Genomic DNA, 22045 nt, shown 5'->3' on the forward strand with positions numbered 1-22045 from the left:
ACAAACCCTGGTGGAACTTCTATTCTCAATAATCAAGATGTGGGGAATGTAACTAGTTTTACTCCTGCAAATCCGCTACCAAGCAACACCACAATTTACGTGAGTATAATACCCTACAATTCGGCAGGAAATGCTAGTACTTGCGCAGAAGAAAGTTTTACTACGGAAAGTGTAACTACTGAACCGCCTATTGATAAAAATGAATTAGTTATACCTAATTTTTTCACACCGAATTCAGATGGTATCAACGATGTTTTACGTTTTAAAGATCCTAAAAACGAAATGGATTATGTATTGATTTTTGATCGATATGGTAAACTTTTACATCAATCTAATACCAGTAATAGAATTTGGGATGGCAATTATAATGGAAAACCTATGCCGAGTAATGATTACTGGATTAAAGTGTTTTTAAAATCAAAATATATATTAAAATTAAACATTACTTTAAAGCGTTAAGCGCTTTAAAAGTGTTATGTTGCTTCATATCGCCCGATTGAAAACCTTTTAGAAACCAATACATTCTTTGTTTAGAGGTGCCGTGCGTAAAAGTGTCTGGGTTTACCGAACCACGCACTCTTTTTTGGATAGCGTCATCGCCCACGGCTTGCGCAGCACTTAAAGCCTCTTCTATGTCGCCTTTTTCTAAATATTGCTGATTGTAGTGCGCCCATAATCCTGCATAAAAATCGGCTTGTAACTCGAGGGCTACAGACAGTTTATTGGCTTCTACAGCATTCATATTTTGTTGTGCCCGACGAACATTTTGTGAGGTTCCTAAAAGCGTTTGAACGTGATGACCAATTTCATGAGCCGTGACATAAGCCATCGCAAAATCACCTCTTTTTGCTCCAAAACGAGTATATAATTCATTAAAAAAAGTGAGATCCATATACACATTTTGGTCGGCTGGACAATAAAATGGGCCGGTTGCTGCGGTTGCATTACCACATTTTGTTTGTACTGCATCGCTAAACAAAATCATCTTTGGCTTTTGATAATCACCTATGTTATTTTGACGAAAAATTTGTGTCCACACATCTTCTGTATCGGCAAGAATGGTTGCCATGAAATCGCCTAATTCCTTTTCTTGGTCGGTTAATTCTCTTTCAGCTACCTGTTGTGACGCATTATTGGTATTGAGTTGATTTAATACGGGTGCGACAGCTTGACCAGTTTCTCCGCCAAAAACCTGAAGTAGTATGACGATAATTGCAATTAAACCACCTCCCGCGGCAATTTTACCTTTGCCACTCATACCTCTACGATCTTCTAGATTATTACTTTTGCGTCTTCCTTTCCATTTCATAACAGCAAATTTATTTTTGTTTTCAATAAATATAGTGAAAATTTACAGTTAATCTTCTTTGCGCGAGGGATAGCAGCGGCATCTTTTTTTGCTTACTACTGGTTAAACGAATTACAAAGAGGTTCTTGCAAAAAAAATATAGCGTATAGCCCGACCCCTTTCTTTTAAGGGGTCGCGCCCAAAAGCTTATATTATATTTCCCAATCTACATTTGTTTTATAAGTAACTCCTTTAAAAAGGGCCACTAATTGATTGTCTCTTTTTATTTCAACAATATAGAAGCCGAGCTTATTTTTTTGACTCTTTACATCTGACTCTGCAATGAGAATATCGCCCTCTACTAGCGCCTCGATATGATTGATAGAACTCTCTATTGATACCGCTTTTTTACCATACGTATTACAAGCAAACCCGAAAGCGGTGTCTGCTAAAGCGTAAGTTATACCGCCGTGGGCTTTTTTCATGCTGTTAAGCATGTCTTTACGGATTTGCATTTTTAATTGGCAGTAGCCTTTTTTTACGTCAAGAATTTGGATACCTAACCACTTACTGTAGGCATCGTTCTCTAGCATTTTATAAGGTATTTGCTTCGCCTTATCATCGGATTTACCCATAAAATCTTTTAGCCCATTTTGTTGTTGATGATAGCTACTTTAATTTTATAACCCAACCAAGCCATAGGTATATAAGCTAGTAGTAAATCTAGAAAAATAAACCAGGTTGGTGCTGGAATCATAAAACTAGCCACAATGCCCCCAATTAGAAAAAAGCTTCCTACAATTATAGCTAGTAAACCTTCTTTTTTTACTCCTAATAAGGCAGCAAAAAAACCACCTATTAAAGTTCCTAAAGCATGAGCTAGGAATGGAATTACATAGTGTTTCGCAGTTAAAGAATCTGCCGCCGCTTTTAAACCTTCTACGGTTGTAGTATCTACACCAGCTGGATATTCGATAAGTGACGGACCTAAATAAATAATCGCAGAATTGGTAATACCGCCAATTAGGGCACCTATGATAACTGCCAAAATGTTCCTAATGATTCTTTTCATACCTCTAATTGTTTAGGTTATTATAAAATTTTCATTTTGTTTTGCCATTTTTCTTAACAGTGGACTGCAACGATAACGGTCTTCGTGATATTCATTGTATAATGCATCTATTTGGTTTACACACCAAGCTATTCCTTTTTCATTTGCCCAAGCGAGTAGCCCTTTGGGATAATTTACGCCTTTTGTCATGGCTAAATCTATGTCTTTTGCCGTTGCAATATTTAAGAACAAAGCATCTGCAGCCTCATTAATAAGCATTACTAATATACGATTAAAGACGTAATGAGCCATATCTTTACTTAAGTTGATGCTTTTATTTTGTGTTTCTAAGGCTTTACCGTCTTGATAGGTATAAAAACCTTTTCCTGTTTTTCTACCCAAATAACCGGCTTCGGCTAGTCTTTTTTGTGTAAAAGAAGGTTTGTATCTAGGGTCAAAGTAAAATTCTTTAAAAACGGTTTCGGTAACGGTGTAGTTCACGTCATGACCTATAAAATCCATCAATTCAAAAGGTCCCATTCTAAACTTACCCAATTCTTTCATCACGTGGTCAATTTCGAGTAAGTTGGCTTTACCTTCTTCATAAATCCGGAGCGCTTCTCCATAAAATGGTCTTGCGACCCGGTTTACGATAAACCCTGGTGTATCTTTGGCTAACACACCCACCTTACGCCAGTCTTTAATGATTTTAACCACTTCATCTTTTACTGATGCCGAAGTTTGCACAGCTGGAATAATTTCTACCAAGGGCATAAGTGGAGCCGGATTAAAAAAATGTATTCCTATTACTCGTTCAGGATTTTTAAAGGCCGAAGCGATTGATGCAATGGAAAGTGAAGAAGTATTGGTAGCAATAATCGCGTTTTCTGTCTGATAGCTTTCTAATTCTTGAAAGACCTTTTGTTTGATTTCTAAATTTTCAACAATGGCTTCAATAGTTAAGTCAGCCTCAGCTAAATCTCTTAGGTGCGTTACATAGGTTATATTCTGCTGTATACGTTTTTTTTCGGCATCATCGATTCTATTTTTTTCGATTAACCGATTCAATACTTTTTCAAGTTTGGCTTTACTCGTTTCTAACGCCTCTGGTTTTGTATCATAAAGCAGTACCTTGTTTCCGGCAGTAGCTGCTACTTGAGCTATTCCGCTACCCATTGTTCCTGCTCCTATTACAGCTGTTTTCATCTTTTCTCCTTTTAGATAGATTTAAAAAATTTGGTTATTTTCCTTTGAATTCTGGCTTTCTTTTTTGCACAAAAGCACTTACCCCTTCGGTATAGTCTTGAGAAGAGGCCGCTTCTATCTGAAACTGCGATTCTAATGCCAGTTGCTCATCTAAGTTGTTCACCAATGCGTGATTCAAAGCTTCTTTGGTTAATGCCAAAGCCTTTGTTGGCATGTCTCCCAATTTTACTGCAAGTTTATTTACTTCATCCTCAAAATCTTTGGTGGGGTAATATTTATAAATCATCCCAAGACGTTCGGCCTCTTGAGCATCTACTTTATCGCCGAGCATAGCCAATGCAGAAGCTTTTTGAAAGCCAATTAAACGCGGCAAGAAGAATGTACCAGCTGAATCTGGTATTAAGCCTATTTTACTAAAAGCCTGAATAAAAGCAGCCTGTTCTGAGGCCACCACAATATCACAAGCTAAAGCTATATTTGCTCCGGCCCCAGCGGCTACACCATTTACCGCTGCTAAAACAGGTTTTGGCGTCTCACGAATGAGTTGAATAATAGGATTGTAATGCTCTTCTAAAATAGCTTTGAAACCAGGATTTAAACTGGGGTCTGTCACCTCTTTTAAATCTTGACCAGCACAAAAAGCTCTTCCTGAACCGGTTAACACAATAGCGCGAACCTCTGGATGGGTTGCAAGATTTTTTAATTCTTTTTGCACAGCAAGTGCCATTTCTCGATTAAAACTATTAAAAACTTCTGGTCTATTTAGCCTAATGGTAGCTACTCTGTCTTTTATATCTACTTGAATGGTTTGACTCATTAATGGTATTATTTTATAATTTTTCTTTAACTCTATGTCTTATTTCTATTGGGATTGGGTACCGTGAAAATTTATTTTAATTGCCGACAATTTTTAATAACCTGGAAAACAAGGTAAAAATAAATAGCTTAATATTTATTAAAAGTCAGTTTTATATCAAGCATTTGAAATAATCAAAAGGCTCTTGGCAATCATCACATTTAAAAAGTGCTTTACAAGCTGTAGATCCAAATTGGCTTACCAAGTGGGTTTTCTTAGATTGACATTGGGGGCACTTCACCAATTTTTCTTCTCCTAAGAGTGCACGCTTATCTGCCGAAGCATCTAAAGGCGGAGCGATACCATATTTTTCTAGGGCTTTACGCCCCTCTGGGGTAATCCAATCTGTGCTCCAAGCCGGTGCCAAGACCAACTCTACATCACAAACATAACCAGCATCTTCTATCGCTTTTTTAATATCATCGCCAATAACATCCATAGCAGGGCAACCGCTATAAGTGGGCGTAAGTTTCACGGCAACGGCTTTATCATTCAACCGTGCTTCACGAACCATTCCTAAATCTAAAATACTCAAAACTGGTATTTCGGGATCTGGAACCTCCCGTAAAATAGGCTCTAAAACTGGATCTATGTAAACTGATTTTTGTTGCAAAACTACGCCAATTGATTAGCTAAAAATTACTCATTAAAATATTAGTTACCATTTCATACCTGGGTAAGTTCGTTGCATATATTGCATATCGCTCAATAAGTAACCCATATGCTCTGAGTGCACTCCTTTTTTACCCCCACGCTGATAGAACTCTAAAACAGGTACTTCTAGAGTCGCCTCTATAAGAACTTTTTCTACAGCTCGCTTGTACTCTTCTTGCAGTTTTGAAATATCGACTCCATATCCCAATTCAATAGCTTTTTCTTCGGCTTCATTTGGCTCAAAAAGCTCTTGAGTAAAAGGCCATAAATCATTTATAGCCTTCTGTATTTTTTCTTTACTTGTTGTTGTGCCATCACCTAATCGCAATACCCAGTCAGATGAAAATCGCTTATGGTAGCTAACTTCTTTTATACTTTTCTTAGCAATAGCGCTTAATGTTGTGTCGTTACTTTTTTGCAGTTCGTTTAAAAACAAAAAATGATAATGATCAAATAAAAATTGTTTGGCTATCACATATGCAAAATTAGTATTGGGCTGCTCTACTAAGAGTACATTTTTGTACTCTCGCTCGGTTCTTAAAAAAGCTAAATCATCTTCTGTGCACGACTTTCCTGATAGCTGTGCAGCATATTGAAAATAACTTCTTACTTGCCCAAATAAATCCAAGGCGATATTGGTACAAGCAATGTCTACCTCTAAAGTAGGACCGTGCCCAGTTAACTCTCCCATTCTTTGCCCTAAGATTAATGAGTTATCAGCAATGGTAAGTAAATAATCTATTTTATCTCCGTTTTCACGGAAGTCATGTTTTTTTAAACTCATGATTTTCAATTATATAAAAATTGATTTTTATTTAGCTTTCGCGGATTTCACCTATAAAAGTTTACATGTGTTTTACCTCATCTGGTAAATCATAAAAAGTTGGATGCCTGTAAACTTTATCAGAGGCTGGTTCAAACAACTCTCCGTTGTCTTTAGGGTTTGAGGCTGTAATGTTTTTAGACTCCACTACCCAAATGCTTACACCTTCATTTCTTCGTGTATACACGTCTCTAGCATTTTCAAGTGCCATCTCTGCATCGGCTGCGTGCAAGCTACCAAAGTGGCGGTGTTCTAATCCGTTTTTACTGCGTACAAAAACCTCCCAAAGAGGCCAGTTTTTTTTATTGTTTTTACTTTCTGACATATTTATTATTTATGTAATCAAAGTTATTATTAGGCGAAAAAAAATTGCGTTTCTTTAATTTGAAAACTAGTTTAACCCCTAGGGTTTTACATTGCTCTACTAAAGTGTCTTTTTCACCACCCTGTAAAAATCCGCTTTAAGCTTGGCCAAATAAATTTTATCCAGCTTGCTTCACTTTTCTTTCTGCTTTTTTCTCGGCATAAGCCATAGCAGCATCGCGTACCCATTCACCTTCTTCCCAAGCGTCAACACGGGTCTGCAAGCGCTCTTTGTTGCAGGGTCCGTGGCCCTTTACTACTTGCCAAAATTCATCCCAGTTTATAGGACCAAAATCATAATGACCACGCTCCTCGTTCCATTTTAAATCTGGATCAGGAATAGACAAACCTAAGATATTGGCTTGTGGCACAGTTTGGTCAATAAACTGCTGGCGCAATGCATCGTTTGTTTTACGTTTCAATTTCCACTTCATAGACTGCTCGGTATGGGTAGACATATCGTCTGTTGGGCCAAACATCATTAAACTAGGCCACCACCAGCGGTTTAATGCATCTTGAGCCATTTCTTTTTGCTCTGGTGTACCATTGGCCAATGTAAGCATAATCTCGTAGCCTTGTCTTTGGTGAAAACTTTCTTCTTTACATACTCGCACCATAGCCCTTGCATAAGGACCAAAGGAGGTACTACAAAGCGGAACTTGGTTGATAATGGCTGCACCGTCTACCAGCCAACCAATAGCTCCTATATCTGCCCAGGTGATGGTAGGGTAATTAAATATGCTCGAATATTTTGCTTTTCCCGAGTGTAATTGCTCATAAAGTTCTTCCCGAGAAATACCTAAGGTTTCGGTTGCACTGTATAAGTATAATCCGTGACCGGCTTCATCCTGTACTTTGGCCAACAAGGCCACTTTTCTTCTTAACGAAGGAGCTCTTGTAATCCAATTTCCTTCGGGTAGCATACCCACAATTTCTGAGTGGGCGTGTTGAGACATTTGCCTAATGTGTGTTTTTCTATACTTCTCTGGCATCCAGTCTTTAGGCTCTATCTTTTCATCACGGGCTATTTTAGCTTCAAAAATAGCCTCTAAATTTTTAATTTCCTTTTCGCTCATAATCCTTTTTTTATTAAGAAGATAGTAATTATTGCAACAAATTACAAACTTTATTGGTTTTGTGTAAAGGTGGTTTATACGTCAAAATCTACTTTTACCTTTTTGGTCTTGGGTACGGCTTGACAACTTAACACTAAGTTTTGTTGAATTTCATTTTCTTCTAAGGCATAATTAATTTTCATTTCAACCTCTCCCTCTAAAACTTGGCATTTGCAAGTACTACAAACCCCACCTTTACAAGCAAAAGGTAAATCGGCTCCTGCTCCTAATGCCGCATCGAGTACGTTATCATATTCTTGTGTCATGGTAAAACTAAATTCTTTACCTCCATCGACAATGGTAACCTGTGTTCCCTCTACATTTCTTTTAGCTAAGCGTTTGGCACGTGCGATGTCCTCTTCTGAAAGACCACTCACAAACAGCTCAAAGTGAACTAATTCTTTGGGCAAGCCAGCTTTTATTAAATAATCACTTACATAATTCACCATGCTTTCTGGACCACATAAGAAGACCTCACTTGTGTCTGGAATATCTATAAAAGTACGTGTTAAAACCTCCATTTTCTCATCGTTAAACCTACCGTTAAACAACTCGATATCTCTGCGTTCTTGTGTTAAGAAGTAATAAATCTCTAACCGCCCAAAATATTGATTACGCAATTGCTCTAACTCCTCTTTAAAAATAATTGATTTTGCAGTTTTGTTTACATAAAACAATTTACACGTTGAGTTCGGTTCTAGTGCTAAGTGCGACTTAATCATGGATAAAATTGGAGTAATTCCACTTCCGGCAGCAAAAAACAAATAATTCTTAGCCTTTTCTTTTTGTACCGAAACACCAAATTTACCGCTAGGCGCCATCACCTCAAGTTCATCGCCAATTTTTAACTCTTGATTTACATAGGTAGAAAACACTCCGGTTGGTATTTCTTTAACGGCTACACGCCATTCTTGTTCAACAGGGCTAGAACAAAGCGAGTAGGAGCGCCGCACATCTTCTCCTAATATATTTTTTCTCAAAGTCAAATGCTGACCTTGATTAAATTTAAATTCTGTTTTTAACTCCTCAGGAACATCAAATGTAACTACACTACAATCTGAAGTTTCTTTATAAATGTCTTTTACCTTTAATTTATGAAATTTTGCCATATCTAGGTTTAATCTTCCTCACAAAACTAACGATTGTTAGTTTTGTATGCAAATTTCGCTAATTATTTTAACAAGACACTAGTTTGTAGCAGCTTAACTACGAATACCCGTTAGCAAAGTGGTGCATAAATCCCCTTTTACTTTTTCAAAATCCAGCATTTGGTGCTTGGCGTACCATAAGTAAAAAGTGCGCAGAGTTGATAAAATAGAGAAAAGCATAATTTCTAGATCAATTGGTTTAAGCGCCTTTTCTTGTATTCCTTGCAGTAATAAAGATCTAAATTTCTCTTCGTATGCGTTTCGCATTTTTATGTATTGCTTCTTATCAACATCATTTAAATGTACCCAATCGTTATTCATACAAGCCAAAAACTCACTTTTCTTAAGTGTCAAATCAATATGCATGGTAATTATAGCTTCTAATTTTTGCAAAATTGGCAGAGAGTCATCAATAACTGCATTAATATGAGTGGTAAATTCAACGCTTACTTCAAAAATTATGGCACCCAATATACTTTGCTTAGAAGGCAAATGATTATATATACTAGCTGCCTTAATACCCATTTCTTGTGCTAAATCACGCATTGAAACAGCATTAAAGCCTTTTTCTTTAAACAACAAGGCCGCCGTATTAATTATCTCCTGCTTTCTAGTAATTGACATATCTTTTTATGCATCTCAATTGGCTCGAATTCTTATCGAACAATAATTTATTTTAATTTTGGAAACACAAATTTATACTTTTAAAATTTGTTTGCTTCAACAGAGAAGTATCTTTGTAGATAAATCAAGTATAGCACGATGGCCGATACGTACCAAAGTAACCCCTTAATTGAGGCCTTACCTCCTCACTTAAAACAATTCATAAAACCACAAAATTATGAATCTTACACTCCAATTAACCAAGCGGTATGGCGCTATGTTATGCGAAAAAATGTTGATTATTTAAGTAAAGTAGCCCATTCTTCTTATCTAGACGGATTGAAGAAGACAGGAATCTCTATAGATGAAATTCCTAGTATGTATGGCATGAATCGTATTTTAAAAGATATTGGTTGGGCGGCTGTTGCCGTTGATGGTTTTATACCTCCCAATGCTTTTATGGAGTTTCAGGCTTACAAGGTGTTGGTTATCGCTTCAGAGATACGACAATTAGAAAATATTGAATACACTCCCGCTCCAGATATTATCCACGAAGGTGCAGGACACGCCCCAATTATTGCGAGCCCCGATTACGCAGAATATTTAAGACGTTTTGGAGCTATAGGTAGCAAGGCCATTGCTTCTGCACACGATATGGAAATGTACCATGCGGTACGCGACTTATCTATTTTAAAAGAAAGTGATTACGCTTCCGCGGAAGCGATAAAAGAAGCCGAAAATAAAGTAGAACAACTACAAAAGAAAAAAGTAGAGCCTTCTGAAATTGCAAAAATAAGAAACCTGCATTGGTGGACTGTTGAATATGGCCTAGTGGGAAGCCTAGATGACCCTAAAATTTACGGAGCCGGACTTCTGTCTTCTATTGGAGAAAGCAAAAGTTGTATGCAACCCGAAGTAAAAAAAATACCCTATTCTATTGAAGCCGCCAAGCAAGATTTTGACATTACAAAACCTCAACCACAACTTTATGTTACGCCAGATTTCGCCTATTTGGCCGAGGTTTTAGAAGAATTTGCTGATGGTATGGCATTGAGAAAAGGAGGCCACAGAGGCCTACAACGTCTAATTGACTCAAAATCAATTGGAACAATTGAATTGAGTACCGGAATTCAAGTTTCAGGAACCTTTACCCGAATGATAAAAAATGAAGAAAACGAAGTTGTATATTTTGAAACCAAAGGCCCTACAGCTCTAGCCAATCGCGATAAAGAATTAATAGGTCACGGCATTAACACTCACCACAATGGCTTTAGATCTCCTATTGGTAAATTAAAAGGTATTAATTTATCTATAGAAAATATGGGACCGCGTGATTTAAAAGCCTACAATTTTTACGACAATAAACGAATTGAATTTACTTTTGAAAGTGGAATCGTTGTTGAAGGACTTAATGTTACGGGTATTAGAAATTTAAAAGGTGAACTTATACTAATTCAATTTACAGATTGCACCGTCACTTATGGAGATGAAATTTTATTTGCTCCAAAAGACGGCGACTTTTATTTGGCCGTTGGAAAAAAGATTGTTTCTGCTTTTGCTGGAGCAGCAGACCCCTATTCTTTTGAGGCAACAATTCACGAACTCTCTACTTCACCAAAAGGTTTTAAAAAATCTATAGCGCAAATAGAGCTAGAGCAATTATACCAAAAAGTAAGAAATATAAGAGAGACAGGAGAAGAACAAGTGCAGCTATTGCTTATTTTAGAAAAGCTAAAACAAGATTACCCTTTAGATTGGTTGCTAACTTTAGAAATTTATGAGCTTGCTAAGCAATTTAAGAATAACGTCTTAAAAAACCATGCTCTTGATGCTTTAAATGAATTGAAGGTAAAACGTCCGGAAATTAAACATCTTATTGAAGATGGCATGGACTTGATTTAAAAAAGTATCTCTAGTTCTCTAGCCGATTGTACGGGCTGTTTGTAGTATTCTAAAGTCCAACCTAGACTTTGTGTTAATACAAAAATCTTTTGCAACTCGTTAATTAATCGCTCATCTGCGTTACTCATTAGGCTTGACGCTTCAATTTCATTTTGCAGTTTACGGGTTATACGTTTTTTTATGGTGTTGTAATCTTTTGCCTCAAATTTATTAAGATAATCTGCAGATATATCATAATAATCAAAATCGGGATAAATACTTAATTCAGGTTCTGGTATACGGGTTATTCGCAACACTTGCGATTTGGGGTTTACTTCATAAGAAAGTTGGTTCAAGTCATAGCTTACTGTAGCTTTGGCGTTGACCGCTACTAACGCTTTTTTACGCGCCTCTACACCTAAAAAAACGTCTTTACTCGATTCATAAGTATAAATCTGAGCATAGCTGCCCTCGGTAACTATAAGCTTACTTACATTTTTTATTTGCTTTTCAAGCAGTTGACTAGTTTGTAACAGCTCTAATTTTTGGTCTTTTTGAGTTTTATAATACCAAAACCCTAGAAACAAAATACCACTAAATAAAAATCCCAATATAAATTTTCTCATAGACAATTTTGGTTCTAAAATACAAATTTAGGTCTTAATTAATCTTATTTGTAATCATGAATTACTATTGCTGATCAATAATCGTAAATCGTCTAAATTTATTAATCCTGGATAAAATTCTAAGATTTAAACAAAGATAAAGGTTAAGTAACTTAAGTTACCTGTATAAAAAGAAACATTGCTTTACTTTGACAAAAAAAATGGGTATTTTAAATTTATTATTGGGCAACAAAAGTAAAATGATTCAAGACTTTAAATCACGTGGCGCTATAATTATTGATGTTCGCTCGGCAGGCGAATATGCAAATGGTGCCATTCCAGGATCGAAAAATATTCCGCTACAGCAAATCGGTCAAAATATTCAAAAGATCAAAAATTACAACAAACCGATTATTACGTGTTGTGCTAGCGGTATGCGCTCTGGGAGTGCGGCAGGGATTTTAAAAAGCAAAGGCATTGAATGTATAAATGGTGGCAATTGGCATAAATTATATACACTACTCAATCCGTAAACCGCATAAAACCATATTGGTTTTTCAAAGCCTCAATGTCTTGTTTAAGTTTTTGTAAAAAGTTTTGATGCTGTTTACTTTGAGGGTTAAAAGCTTTATGCTCAAGTCTTTTTTGTACTGAATCTACTTTTTTCATGGTCTCAAACGCATTAGGATTTATCCAGGTTTGCATAAAATTCTCCCAAATATATTCTATAGCTAGTGACGATGGATGAAGCATGTCTTTTGCGTAAAAGCGGTAGTCTCTCAATTCATCTAGCATAATTTCATAAGAGGGAAAATACGAGGCCTGCGGCCAGGTTGGCAGCAAATCGTGTATGGCTGTTATCAATTGAGCTTTACTGTAATTATTTTCAACCAAACCGTCTTTCATATGTCTTACTGGCGAAACGGTAAATATTACTTTTACATCTTTACGGATGGCAGTGCAATAATTCATTATGCGTTTGAGACTAACTAAAATAGCATCAGCTTTAACACAAGATTTTGCGAAGTGCTTTTGGGGCACTTTATGACAATTGGCCACATATTTATCGCTCTCAAGATGGCGGTAAATATAGGCCGTACCTAAGGTAATCACAATGTGAGTGGAGTTTTGCAAATAATCTTGTGTGTCCCTAAGTGCCAAGTTTAATTTTAACAACAAGTCATCTTGTGATTGCGTACTTTTCAATCTACTATGCGCCTCAAAGCAGTGCCAAGCTTCATTATAACAAAAAACATCTTGCGCGGTAAATAAATTGTTTTGTGTGGCCCGTAAGAGTAATTTTTCAATACCAAAAGGATGAAATAAAATACCTAAGGGATTTTGAAGGTTTTGAAACTTAAAACGATCAAACTGAAGCCCTATATTTTCGGAAAAACACGAACCCAAAAGCAGTATTTTAGAGCCATAGTCAATTTTTGGTTGCTGCGCTAAAATACTGATAGGGGTCTGTAATTTCATGGCATTATATTTTATCGACAATACTCACGGCTAATCTATGTAAGTTTTTGCAGCGGATAATGCCTCTGCTAAACCTGATGGGTTTTTACCCCCAGCGGTAGCAAAAAAGGCTTGACCACCACCACCTCCTTGTATAAACTTACCCAAGTCTCGAATAATCTTTCCGGCATTTAGCTCTTTTTCTTCGGCTAATTTTTTATCGATATAAATAGACAATAAGGCTTTACCATTCTGTTTAGATCCAAGCACTAAAAACAATTGTTCAACTTCTCCTGCCAGTTGAAAAGATAAATCTTTCATCGCCGCAGCATCTAAATTTACAGTAGTAGCTAAAAAATTAATACCATTTACTTGTTGCAGAGCGGCTTTTAGGTTTGTTTTTGCTGCTGCTGCTTTCTCCTTTTTAAGCTGCTCAATCTCCTTTTTAAGTTGGGCATTCTCATTTTGAAGGTTTTCAACAGCTTTTAAAGGTTCTTTGCTGTTTTTCACCAATTGCTTTAAAGCGTTAAATTGATTGCTTTGCTCGTTCAAAAAGTCTTTTGCCGCATCTAGAGTAATGGCTTCAATTCGTCTAACCCCAGCAGCAACCGCTGATTCTGATACTATTTTGAAATGCCAAATTTGACTTGTATTTGAAACGTGAGTACCTCCGCAAAGTTCAAAAGAATTACCAAATTGAATTGTTCGCACCGTATCTCCATACTTTTCACCAAATAACGCCGTAGCTCCTTGCTCAACCGCTTGAGCAAAGGGTACATTTCTACCTTCAACTAAATCGAGTTCTTCGTAAATACGCGCATTAACAAACTGTTGAATCTCTTCTAATTGCTCGTGACTTACTTTACTAAAATGAGAGAAATCAAATCTTAAATAAGCAGGGTGTACCAAAGATCCTTTTTGCTCTACGTGCTCACCTAATACATTTTTTAATGCTTGATGCAATAAATGTGTTGCACTATGGTTAGCAGCTGCATTTAATCTATGTTGATTATTTACCGTAGCAGTAAAGGTAGCATGCAGATCTTGCGGTAAGTGCTTAGAGATATGAATAATTAAGTTATTCTCTTTTTTAGTATCAATTATATAAGTAAGGTTTCCATTTGGCTCTTCAAGGTAACCTTTATCACCAACTTGACCTCCTCCTTCTGGATAAAATGGAGTTAAATTAAAAACCAATTGAAATAATTTTCCGTCTTTTTTACTTTCAACTTGGCGGTAACGGGTTAATTTAACTTGTGTTTCTAAGTAGTCATAACCAATAAATTCCTCCTCATCATCTTGCCTAAGTATTACCCAATCACCAGCTGTACTTTGAGCAGCGGAGCGCGAACGTTCTTTTTGTTTGCTCAACTCGCTCTCAAATTCACTATAATTAAGGCTTAACCCTTTTTCTTCCAAAATTAGAGCCGTTAAATCTATAGGGAAACCATAAGTATCGTACAATTCAAATGCTTTCTTACCCGAAATCTCTTTTGACTGCGCATTATTGATTATACTTTCTAACAAATTCAAGCCTTGATCTAAGGTTTTTAAGAAAGAATTCTCTTCCTCTTTAATCACATTTTCACACAAATGCTGTTGCTTTTTAATTTCTGGGAAAGTATCTCCCATTTGGTTGCTTATCACGGCTACCAATTTATAGATAAAAGCTTCTTTGGTATTTAAGAAGGTAAATCCGTAACGAATAGCCCTTCTTAAAATTCTTCGTATTACATAACCTGCACCATTATTGCTAGGTAATTGTCCATCGGCTATAGCAAAACTAACCGCTCGAACATGATCTGCAATTACTCTTATGGCAATATCTGTCTGTTCTGTTTTTTGATAGGTTGCACCGGTAATGGTTTCAATTTCGTGAATAATAGGCATAAATACATCCGTGTCATAGTTAGACTGTTTGCCTTGCATAACCATCGCCAAGCGCTCAAACCCCATTCCTGTATCAATATGCTTTGCGGGCAATTCTTTAAGGCTTCCATTAGCCATTCGGTTGTACTGTATAAAAACCAAGTTCCAAATTTCAACTACTTGAGGGTGATCTTGATTCACTAAGTCTTTACCAAGAACTTTCGCTTTTTCCTCCTCCGATCTGATATCGACGTGAATTTCAGAGGCTGGGCCACAAGGCCCTTGCTCTCCCATTTCCCAAAAATTATCTTTTTTATTGCCTAACAAAATACGCTCTTCAGCAATATGTTTTTTCCATAAGTTAAAGGCCTCATTATCTTTTTGGATTTGATCCTCCTCATCGCCCTCAAAAACAGTTACATATAAATTCTCTGGTGCTATTTTCAATTCAACGGTTAAAAATTCCCAAGCCCAAGCAATTGCATCTTCTTTAAAATAATCACCAATACTCCAGTTACCTAACATCTCAAACATAGTATGGTGGTAAGTATCTTTACCTACTTCTTCTAAATCATTGTGTTTACCACTTACTCGCAGGCATTTTTGCGTATCAGCTATTCTCGTATACTTGGCCGTGGCGTTACCCAGAAAATACTCTTTAAATTGGTTCATCCCCGCATTGGTGAACATCAAGGTAGGATCATCTTTCATCACCATAGGTGCAGAGGGCACAATCTCGTGATTTTTCGATTTAAAAAAGTTTAAAAATCTACTGCGTATTTCTTTTGATTTCATAGGCTTTGCGGCTCTTGACTTATAATTATTAGCGTACTTTTGAAACAATGTTTATCTTTGTTCGTTATTAAGGTTGAACATATCAACACAAAACGTTTGCAAAAATAGCATAATTTCAAACAATGTCGAAGGTAAAATATTATTACGACAACGAAAGTTTGTCGTATAAAAAGATAGAACGAAAACCAGGTAGGAGAATTGGGCTAATTGCATTGGGGATTGCGAGTTCTTTTTTAGCAGGCTTTATTTTATTGATAATCTATTTTAATATCCCGCAAATTGAGACGCCAAAAGAGAAAGCACTCAAACGTGAACTCAATAATTTAAAAATTCAATATTCGGTTTTAAATAAAAAAATTGATTTAGCTCAAGAGGTCCTAGCCGATGTACAGCATCGAGACAACAATATTTACCGGGTTTATTTTGAGGCCAATCCAATTCCCGAAGAACAGCGCAAAGCAGGATTTGGCGGAGTAAACCGCTACCAATACCTCAATGGATTTGATAATTCAGATTTGATTATTGAGACGCATAAAAAAATGGACATCTTGCAGAAACAAATAGTTGTGCAGTCCAAATCTCTAGATGAAATCGTGAAATTGGCCAAAGAAAAAGAAAAATTACTTACTGCCATTCCGGCCATACAACCCATAAAAAACGAAAATTTAACCCGCATGGCTTCAGGCTACGGAATGCGTATGCATCCCATCCTCAAATACCGCAAGATGCATAATGGTATGGATTTTACCGCAAAAAAAGGAACCGACGTATTTGCTACAGGTGATGCTACGGTTAAAAAAGCCAGAAGAAGCAGAGGCTTTGGTAATTTAATTATTCTTGACCATGGCTTTGGCTACGAAACCTATTATGCCCATCTTAGTGCTTTTGAGGTTCGGGAAGGTCAAAAAGTTAAAAGAGGCGAGGTGATCGGCAAGGTAGGAAACACCGGTTTATCAACAGGAGCGCATTTGCACTATGAGGTGCATAAAAACGGAAAGGTTGTTAATCCTATAAATTATTACCACGGCGATTTAACGGCAGAAGAATATGATATTATGTTAAACCAATCTACCTTAGAAAATCAATCTTTAGACTAATGGCGGTTGAGTTACCAAAAAAAATGTATTATGGCATTGGCGAGGTAGCCGAGGCATTCGAAGTAAATACTTCGCTTATTCGCTTTTGGGAGAAAGAATTTGACATTTTAAAGCCTAAAAAAAACGCTAAAGGAAATCGGAAATTTACTCCAGAAGACATTAAAAATCTAGAAAAAATTTATCATCTGGTTAAAGAACGTGGCTTCACCTTAGAGGGCGCGAAAATTCAGCTTAAAGCTGAAAAAAGAAAGCCCCTAAATAACTATGAAATGATTAAGCGTCTTAACCATATTAAAGAACAATTAATTCAAATAAAAAATCAACTTTAAACAAAAGAAATCATGAAAAAATGGTTAATTCCCGTTATTGTAATCGCCATCATTGGCTTCATAGCTTATTCGTTATTTGGCGGAACGTATAACACAGCTGTTGAAAAACAGGAAGAAGCCAAAACCGCTTGGTCTAATGTAGAAAATGCCTACCAAAGAAGAAATGACCTAATTCCTAATTTGGTAAATACGGTGAAAGGTGCAGCAGATTTTGAACAAGAAACACTTACCCAAGTTATTCAAGCTCGTGCTAAAGCTACCTCGGTAAATATCGATGCAGATAACCTTTCTCCAGAAGCAATCGCTAATTTTCAACAAGCTCAAGACGGATTAAGTTCTGCAATATCAAAATTACTTGTGAGCGTAGAACGCTACCCAGAATTAAAAGCTACGCAAAACTATCAGCAATTGCAGTCTCAGCTAGAAGGAACAGAGAACCGTATCAATGTAGAAAGAAAACGATACAATGAAGCGGTGAAATTATACAATACCTTTATTAGAAAATTTCCTAACAATCTAGTTGTTGGCTTTTTTGGGTTTGATAAGATGACTGCATTTGAAGCAGTTGAAGGTGCAGAACAAGCTCCTACTGTAGAATTTTAATCTTTATTTCTCATGGCTATTCAGCTTTTTACTCAACAAGACGAAAATGAAATTATCAATGCGATAAAAGCAGCCGAGAAGAACACTTCTGGCGAGATACGCGTGCATCTAGAAAGTAAATGTAAGGGTCCTGCATTTGAAAGAGCCAAGGAGGTTTTTGAAAAACTTGAGATGCACCAAACCGAACAAAAAAATGGAGTTCTGTTTTATATTGCTCTTGAAGATCATTTATTTTATATACTAGGCGATCAGGGAATTAACGACCGTGTTGAAGCAAATTTTTGGGAGTCGACCAAAGAATTAGTCATTGAGTATTTTAAAAAGGCTGAATTTAAACAAGGATTGATAGCTGGTATTTTAAAGGCCGGTGAGCAATTACAAAACTATTTCCCCTACCAGGCAGATGATGTAAATGAATTGTCTGATGAAATCTCAAAAGGCAAATAATGTTCAATAAAAAACAGATCTTCCGGTATATTTTTTTATTAGGCTTTTTATTGCCTACCCACTATGGTTTTGCACAGCTTAATCTACCAGCCAAACCCAAGGTTGCAACTAGTGTTTACGATGCTGCAGAGCTTTTAAGCCCATCTGAAGAATCGGCTTTAAAACAGAAACTCATCAAGTACGCCGATACAACCTCAACCCAGATTGTGGTAGTTACTATCAACACCTTAAACGGAGAATACATTGGCACATTTGCCGCCGAGTGGGCCCATAAATGGGGAATTGGGGACAATAAAAAAGACAATGGCTTGCTCATTTTAATGGCAAAAAAAGAACGCAAATTATGGATAACAACTGGCTACGGTCTTGAACAATATTTAACCGATTATCGTACAAAGGAAATTATAGATCAAATTATTATTCCACATTTTAAGCGAGGTAATTTTTATGCCGGTTTAGATGCTGGTACTACTGCTGTAATGCAAGTTCTAAGTGGCACTTATAAAACTCCAAAAAAGAGATCTAGCTCAGGAAATTCTGGAGTTGGTTTTTTTATAATTATTTTCTTTATCGTAATTATTATACTCTCTGTCATTAAGAATCGTAATGGTGGTGGCAGAAACGGAGGCCGTAAATCTGGGGCAGATTCACTACTTGATATACTCATTTTAAGCAGCATGGGCCGCGGTTTTGGCGGAGGATCTTCTGGCGGTTTTGGTTCAGGTGGAGGCTTTGGCGGTGGCGGTTTTGGTGGCGGCTTCGGCGGTGGCGGTTTTGGCGGTGGTGGAGCCGGCGGCAGCTGGTAAAAGTCAATTCGTCTTAATTATCAAGCTTTTAATCAATTTTAAGAAAGGATTTTCATTAAATTTTTCGGGATTAGTCAGTTTAGTTGTAATTTTCGGCAACTAACTAACAATCTTTAATTATGAAAACTAATCCACCGCAGGAATTACGGGTGCAAGCACTCGGATTCACTTTTAAACGAAAATCAAGCAGTTTTATCACCTGGATGAAAGAAATAACCTCATCTAACCCGTATTATGCCAACAAAACTCTATTTCATAAAGAGATGAATTTATGATTTAGCCTTTGTTTTTACCAAATTTATCTAGCTTAAAAGTCAAACTGAACATCATATATCTCTCTAAAACCAACTCTTGGGTGTCTTGAATAAAGTCTTCACCGGTTTGTCTGCGAGTAGCTATATTTTGGTCTAAAACATCAAAAACCTTGACTTTAAAAGTAGCTTTTTCATCAAAGAATTGATAGCCCAAGCTCATATTCCATAAAATAAAATTATTGGTAAAGCCCGGGCTTACATTTCCTAGGCGCTGGTAGGATATGTCATTTCCAAATATGAGATTTTTGGGCCAGAAGCTAGTTACTTCAACGCCAAGTTCATGATTCACAAAACGCTCATTACTGCGCGTAGGTAAACTGTATTTAGCATTTTGAAAATTTATTTCGTAATAAGGGGTAAGCTGTAGAATATCTGTAAAATCAACATCTAATTTTACACTTGGCGATAACCTTGAGTCTTTGGTAACAAACTCAACTGCATTACTAAAACCAACGTCTCTACTAAAGGCACCGCTTAAACCCAAACGGAGTTTTAAATTGTAAAACTCTTTTTTAGAAAACATAAAGCTATAATTAGCACCCCCAAATGCAGAATACGCACCATTCACATTGGTGTAACTGGTTTCACGAATCAGTTCTTCATTGGTCTGACTAATGCTGGTTACTTTATCTTGAATAAAATCTGCACCAGCATAGGTATATAAACCCGATTTAGTTTTGTAGTTATAATTATTAAAACTAAAGTAAAAATTATGAGTTAAATTAGGCTTTAAATTTGGGTTACCCTGTATAATATTTAAAGGGTTTGTTCTGTTTTCAACCGGTTGCAGTTGATTGATACTTGGTGCGTTTTGTTGACTCTCGTAATTGAAATAAACAGAAGCCGCTTGGTTTATCTTGTACCTTAAGTAAAGGTCTGAATAAAAGTTAGTAAAATTACTCTCAAAACGATTGCCGCTAAAATGATCTTTATTGGTTAAACTAAGTTGTTCTACCCCAGCAGATAGTGAGGCCCTTAATTTTTTACTCCGGTAAACCATACCCAAACTGGGTCGATGCTTTAAACTACTGGTTTTGAAATCATTACTTAAGTCTAGCAAAAAATCTTTAGTGCTATTATCGTAAACCAAACGCTCATTTATAGACTTTGAGTAATTGAGGGTATATTCTACATCTAAGAAGATTTTTTTGGGTAAAGCTATACGTGCGCCAAGCCCGGTATTAAAAGTTTTCGCATCTGTATTTTCTTTTATGCGCTGGTCTTGTAAATCTGTATCGGAAACACCTCCATTATCATCAAAAATTTGTCGCAGTGAATAAAACAATTGTTGATTGTCTGTAGTATTATTGGTGTAATTAAGATTAACATTTACATAACTTCCCAGCGTATCTAGTCTTCGGCTAGCACCTAACCTAGCGGCAAAATTGAGTTGTTCTATCTCGGTATCATTTCTTGTTTCTGCTTGATTTAAAACGGCAAAATTTTCTTGAAAGGATTTGGTTTCAGAATCGCTTTGTGACTTTCCTTTGTTGTAAGAGAAATTAGGACGAAACGAAATCCGCGTAAGCGAGTCTGGGCGAAAACTAAAATCAAAACTTGCGCGGTGATTATCGTTTTCCCGTTGAGAAATAGAACTTGACTCATTAAAAAAAATGCGATCGGGTAATATGTTCTCTCGGTTAATTTTTGTTTTAGTCTCGGTGTTGCTGCGATTAAAAAAGTAATCTGTCTCCAATTCTGTTTGCTCTGCCCATTCCTCTACTAGGTTAAAACCAGCGTTGTAGGTTTGGGTAATACCCGAACTACCCCCTCCAAAAGAGTTTCCATTAATACTGAAACTGCCATTGCTACTGCGTGAAATACTATATGCGTTTCTCCCCATAGCATCATAAATTTCATCGAAACTAAAGCCTGAAGAGTTAATATTATTAGACCCTCCCAATACACTTAAGCGAAAATTATTTTTAAAATAATTGGCAATTCCGCTTGCTTCGTAACGGTCTTTTGTACCTATACCCGCGGTGATTCGAGCGAAATAACCTTTATTTTTATCTTCGTCTATAGTTATATTAAGCGTCTTATTTTGACTATCACCTTCTTTACCTGTAAATTCTTCGGTTTTTGTTTTGGTGTCTACCACTTGGATTTTGTTGATAAGTTCCTTAGGTAAATTTTTAGTGGCTATTTTGGGGTCGTCACCAAAAAAAGATTTGCCATTCACTAGAATCTTAGCAACTGGTTTACCGTTAATACTGATTTCACCTGCGTTGTTAACGCTTACTCCAGGTAATTTTTTAAGCACGTCTTCAAGATTGGCATTTGCCTTTGTTTTAAATGAAGCGGCATTAAACTCCAAAGTGTCTGTCTTTACCGTAACCGGTGCTGCTTGCGCTTGAACTAATACCTCCTCTAAGGTTTTATCATCAATTTTCATTTGCAAGTTATTGAAACTCCAGTTACTTTGCTTTTTTAAGTCTAGTAATTGCTTTACCGGTAAAAATCCGGTGTAGCTAACAAACAAGAACAAACTATCGTTTTGTACTTTTCCTGCAATTTCAAATCTTCCCTCCTTATTACTAAGGGTATAATCTACTAAAGTACCGTTGGGCTCTTCTATATATATAGTAGCCGACTCCAAGGGCCTCTCATTATCATCGATTAAACTTCCTTCTACTAGAAAGTCATGGTATTCTTGCGCAAAACTCATTGAGCCTATAAATAGAATAAAAAGTACTAAAATGCGTCTGTGTTTTAAGTGCTTAGTAGGCATATC

At 36.6% G+C, this 22045-nt stretch carries 24 protein-coding genes; 9 read left to right on the forward strand and 15 right to left on the reverse strand.

What is annotated here, in order from left to right; all coding sequences use genetic code 11:
* Positions 1-459 (forward strand): T9SS type B sorting domain-containing protein (locus FT993_RS05350; protein WP_147861515.1); only part of this gene is annotated, 459 nt, incomplete at its 5' end.
* Here FT993_RS05350 and FT993_RS05355 read toward each other — a convergent pair.
* From FT993_RS05355 to FT993_RS05405, 11 genes are all read right to left on the reverse strand, one after another.
* A complete protein-coding gene (locus FT993_RS05355; protein ID WP_147861516.1) occupies positions 443-1309 on the reverse strand; it encodes a neutral zinc metallopeptidase in 867 nt (288 codons plus the stop codon). The two genes, FT993_RS05350 and FT993_RS05355, sit on opposite strands and share 17 nt — an antisense overlap.
* A gap of 191 nt (positions 1310-1500) precedes the next feature.
* Entirely contained in the window at positions 1501-1923 is a 423-nt protein-coding gene (locus FT993_RS05360) for a hotdog fold thioesterase (RefSeq protein WP_147861517.1), read from the reverse strand.
* Between the two features lie 8 nt (positions 1924-1931).
* A complete protein-coding gene (locus tag FT993_RS05365) occupies positions 1932-2360 on the reverse strand; it encodes a hypothetical protein (RefSeq protein WP_147861518.1) in 429 nt (142 codons plus the stop codon).
* Positions 2361-2372: 12 nt separating this feature from the next.
* On the reverse strand, positions 2373-3545 hold the full coding sequence (locus tag FT993_RS05370; RefSeq protein ID WP_147861519.1) for a 3-hydroxyacyl-CoA dehydrogenase NAD-binding domain-containing protein: 1173 nt from the start codon (positions 3543-3545) through the stop codon (positions 2373-2375).
* Between the two features lie 34 nt (positions 3546-3579).
* Positions 3580-4362 (reverse strand): enoyl-CoA hydratase-related protein, encoded by a 783-nt coding sequence (locus FT993_RS05375; protein ID WP_147861520.1) that lies wholly within the window; start codon positions 4360-4362, stop codon positions 3580-3582.
* 151 nt (positions 4363-4513) lie between these two features.
* Complete coding sequence (gene paaD / locus FT993_RS05380) at positions 4514-5014, reverse strand: 1,2-phenylacetyl-CoA epoxidase subunit PaaD (RefSeq protein ID WP_147861521.1); 501 nt, start codon at positions 5012-5014, stop codon at positions 4514-4516.
* A 45-nt stretch (positions 5015-5059) separates the two neighbouring features.
* On the reverse strand, positions 5060-5839 hold the full coding sequence (gene paaC / locus FT993_RS05385) for a 1,2-phenylacetyl-CoA epoxidase subunit PaaC (RefSeq protein WP_147861522.1): 780 nt from the start codon (positions 5837-5839) through the stop codon (positions 5060-5062).
* A 61-nt stretch (positions 5840-5900) separates the two neighbouring features.
* Entirely contained in the window at positions 5901-6203 is a 303-nt protein-coding gene (paaB, locus tag FT993_RS05390; protein WP_147861523.1) for a 1,2-phenylacetyl-CoA epoxidase subunit PaaB, read from the reverse strand.
* A 157-nt stretch (positions 6204-6360) separates the two neighbouring features.
* Positions 6361-7317, reverse strand: a complete 957-nt coding sequence (gene paaA / locus FT993_RS05395) for a 1,2-phenylacetyl-CoA epoxidase subunit PaaA (RefSeq protein ID WP_147861524.1) — start codon at positions 7315-7317, stop codon at positions 6361-6363.
* A 74-nt stretch (positions 7318-7391) separates the two neighbouring features.
* Entirely contained in the window at positions 7392-8465 is a 1074-nt protein-coding gene (locus FT993_RS05400) for a 2Fe-2S iron-sulfur cluster-binding protein (protein ID WP_147861525.1), read from the reverse strand.
* A gap of 93 nt (positions 8466-8558) precedes the next feature.
* Entirely contained in the window at positions 8559-9128 is a 570-nt protein-coding gene (locus tag FT993_RS05405; RefSeq protein WP_147861526.1) for a TetR/AcrR family transcriptional regulator, read from the reverse strand.
* A gap of 138 nt (positions 9129-9266) precedes the next feature.
* Here FT993_RS05405 and FT993_RS05410 point away from each other — a divergent pair, with 138 nt between their 5' ends.
* Positions 9267-11009: an aromatic amino acid hydroxylase gene (locus tag FT993_RS05410; RefSeq protein ID WP_147861527.1), complete on the forward strand. Its 1743-nt coding sequence runs from the start codon at positions 9267-9269 to the stop codon at positions 11007-11009.
* On the opposite strand, the gene FT993_RS05415 is transcribed toward FT993_RS05410, so the two are convergent.
* Positions 11006-11614, reverse strand: a complete 609-nt coding sequence (locus tag FT993_RS05415; protein WP_147861528.1) for a DUF4230 domain-containing protein — start codon at positions 11612-11614, stop codon at positions 11006-11008. The genes FT993_RS05410 and FT993_RS05415 overlap by 4 nt on opposite strands.
* Positions 11615-11814: 200 nt before the next feature.
* On the opposite strand from FT993_RS05415, the gene FT993_RS05420 reads away from it, so the two are divergent.
* Positions 11815-12126 (forward strand): rhodanese-like domain-containing protein, encoded by a 312-nt coding sequence (locus FT993_RS05420; RefSeq protein ID WP_147861529.1) that lies wholly within the window; start codon positions 11815-11817, stop codon positions 12124-12126.
* Here the strand turns inward: FT993_RS05420 and FT993_RS05425 are convergent.
* Together FT993_RS05425 and alaS are read right to left on the reverse strand one after the other, a co-directional pair.
* Positions 12116-13072 (reverse strand): GSCFA domain-containing protein, encoded by a 957-nt coding sequence (locus FT993_RS05425; protein ID WP_147861530.1) that lies wholly within the window; start codon positions 13070-13072, stop codon positions 12116-12118. The genes FT993_RS05420 and FT993_RS05425 overlap by 11 nt on opposite strands.
* Before the next feature lie 30 nt (positions 13073-13102).
* Complete coding sequence (gene alaS / locus FT993_RS05430; RefSeq protein WP_147861531.1) at positions 13103-15715, reverse strand: alanine--tRNA ligase; 2613 nt, start codon at positions 15713-15715, stop codon at positions 13103-13105.
* A 122-nt stretch (positions 15716-15837) separates the two neighbouring features.
* Between alaS and FT993_RS05435 the strand changes: the two genes are divergently transcribed.
* The 6 genes from FT993_RS05435 to FT993_RS12285 all read left to right on the forward strand — a co-directional run bounded on the left by FT993_RS05435 (position 15838) and on the right by FT993_RS12285 (position 19272).
* Complete coding sequence (locus tag FT993_RS05435; RefSeq protein WP_147861532.1) at positions 15838-16812, forward strand: M23 family metallopeptidase; 975 nt, start codon at positions 15838-15840, stop codon at positions 16810-16812.
* Positions 16812-17141 carry a MerR family transcriptional regulator gene (locus FT993_RS05440; protein WP_147861533.1) on the forward strand — a complete coding sequence of 110 codons (330 nt, stop codon included), beginning with the start codon at positions 16812-16814 and terminating at the stop codon, positions 17139-17141. The genes FT993_RS05435 and FT993_RS05440 overlap by 1 nt, the downstream gene beginning before the upstream one ends.
* 12 nt (positions 17142-17153) lie before the next feature.
* Positions 17154-17744, forward strand: coding sequence for a LemA family protein (locus FT993_RS05445; RefSeq protein ID WP_147861534.1), 591 nt, complete (start codon positions 17154-17156; stop codon positions 17742-17744).
* Between the two features lie 12 nt (positions 17745-17756).
* Positions 17757-18191 (forward strand): TPM domain-containing protein, encoded by a 435-nt coding sequence (locus FT993_RS05450; RefSeq protein WP_147861535.1) that lies wholly within the window; start codon positions 17757-17759, stop codon positions 18189-18191.
* Positions 18191-18997, forward strand: coding sequence for a YgcG family protein (locus FT993_RS05455; protein ID WP_147861536.1), 807 nt, complete (start codon positions 18191-18193; stop codon positions 18995-18997). Before FT993_RS05450 ends, FT993_RS05455 begins: the two co-directional genes overlap by 1 nt.
* Before the next feature lie 119 nt (positions 18998-19116).
* Entirely contained in the window at positions 19117-19272 is a 156-nt protein-coding gene (locus tag FT993_RS12285; RefSeq protein ID WP_187240761.1) for a hypothetical protein, read from the forward strand.
* A gap of 1 nt (position 19273) precedes the next feature.
* Here the strand turns inward: FT993_RS12285 and FT993_RS05460 are convergent, their stop codons facing one another.
* Positions 19274-22042, reverse strand: a complete 2769-nt coding sequence (locus tag FT993_RS05460) for an outer membrane beta-barrel protein (protein ID WP_147861537.1) — start codon at positions 22040-22042, stop codon at positions 19274-19276.
* Between the last annotated feature and the right edge of the window lie 3 nt (positions 22043-22045).

The sequence above is a fragment of the Mesonia sp. HuA40 genome (assembly GCF_008017835.1).
Taxonomy (GTDB): domain Bacteria; phylum Bacteroidota; class Bacteroidia; order Flavobacteriales; family Flavobacteriaceae; genus Mesonia.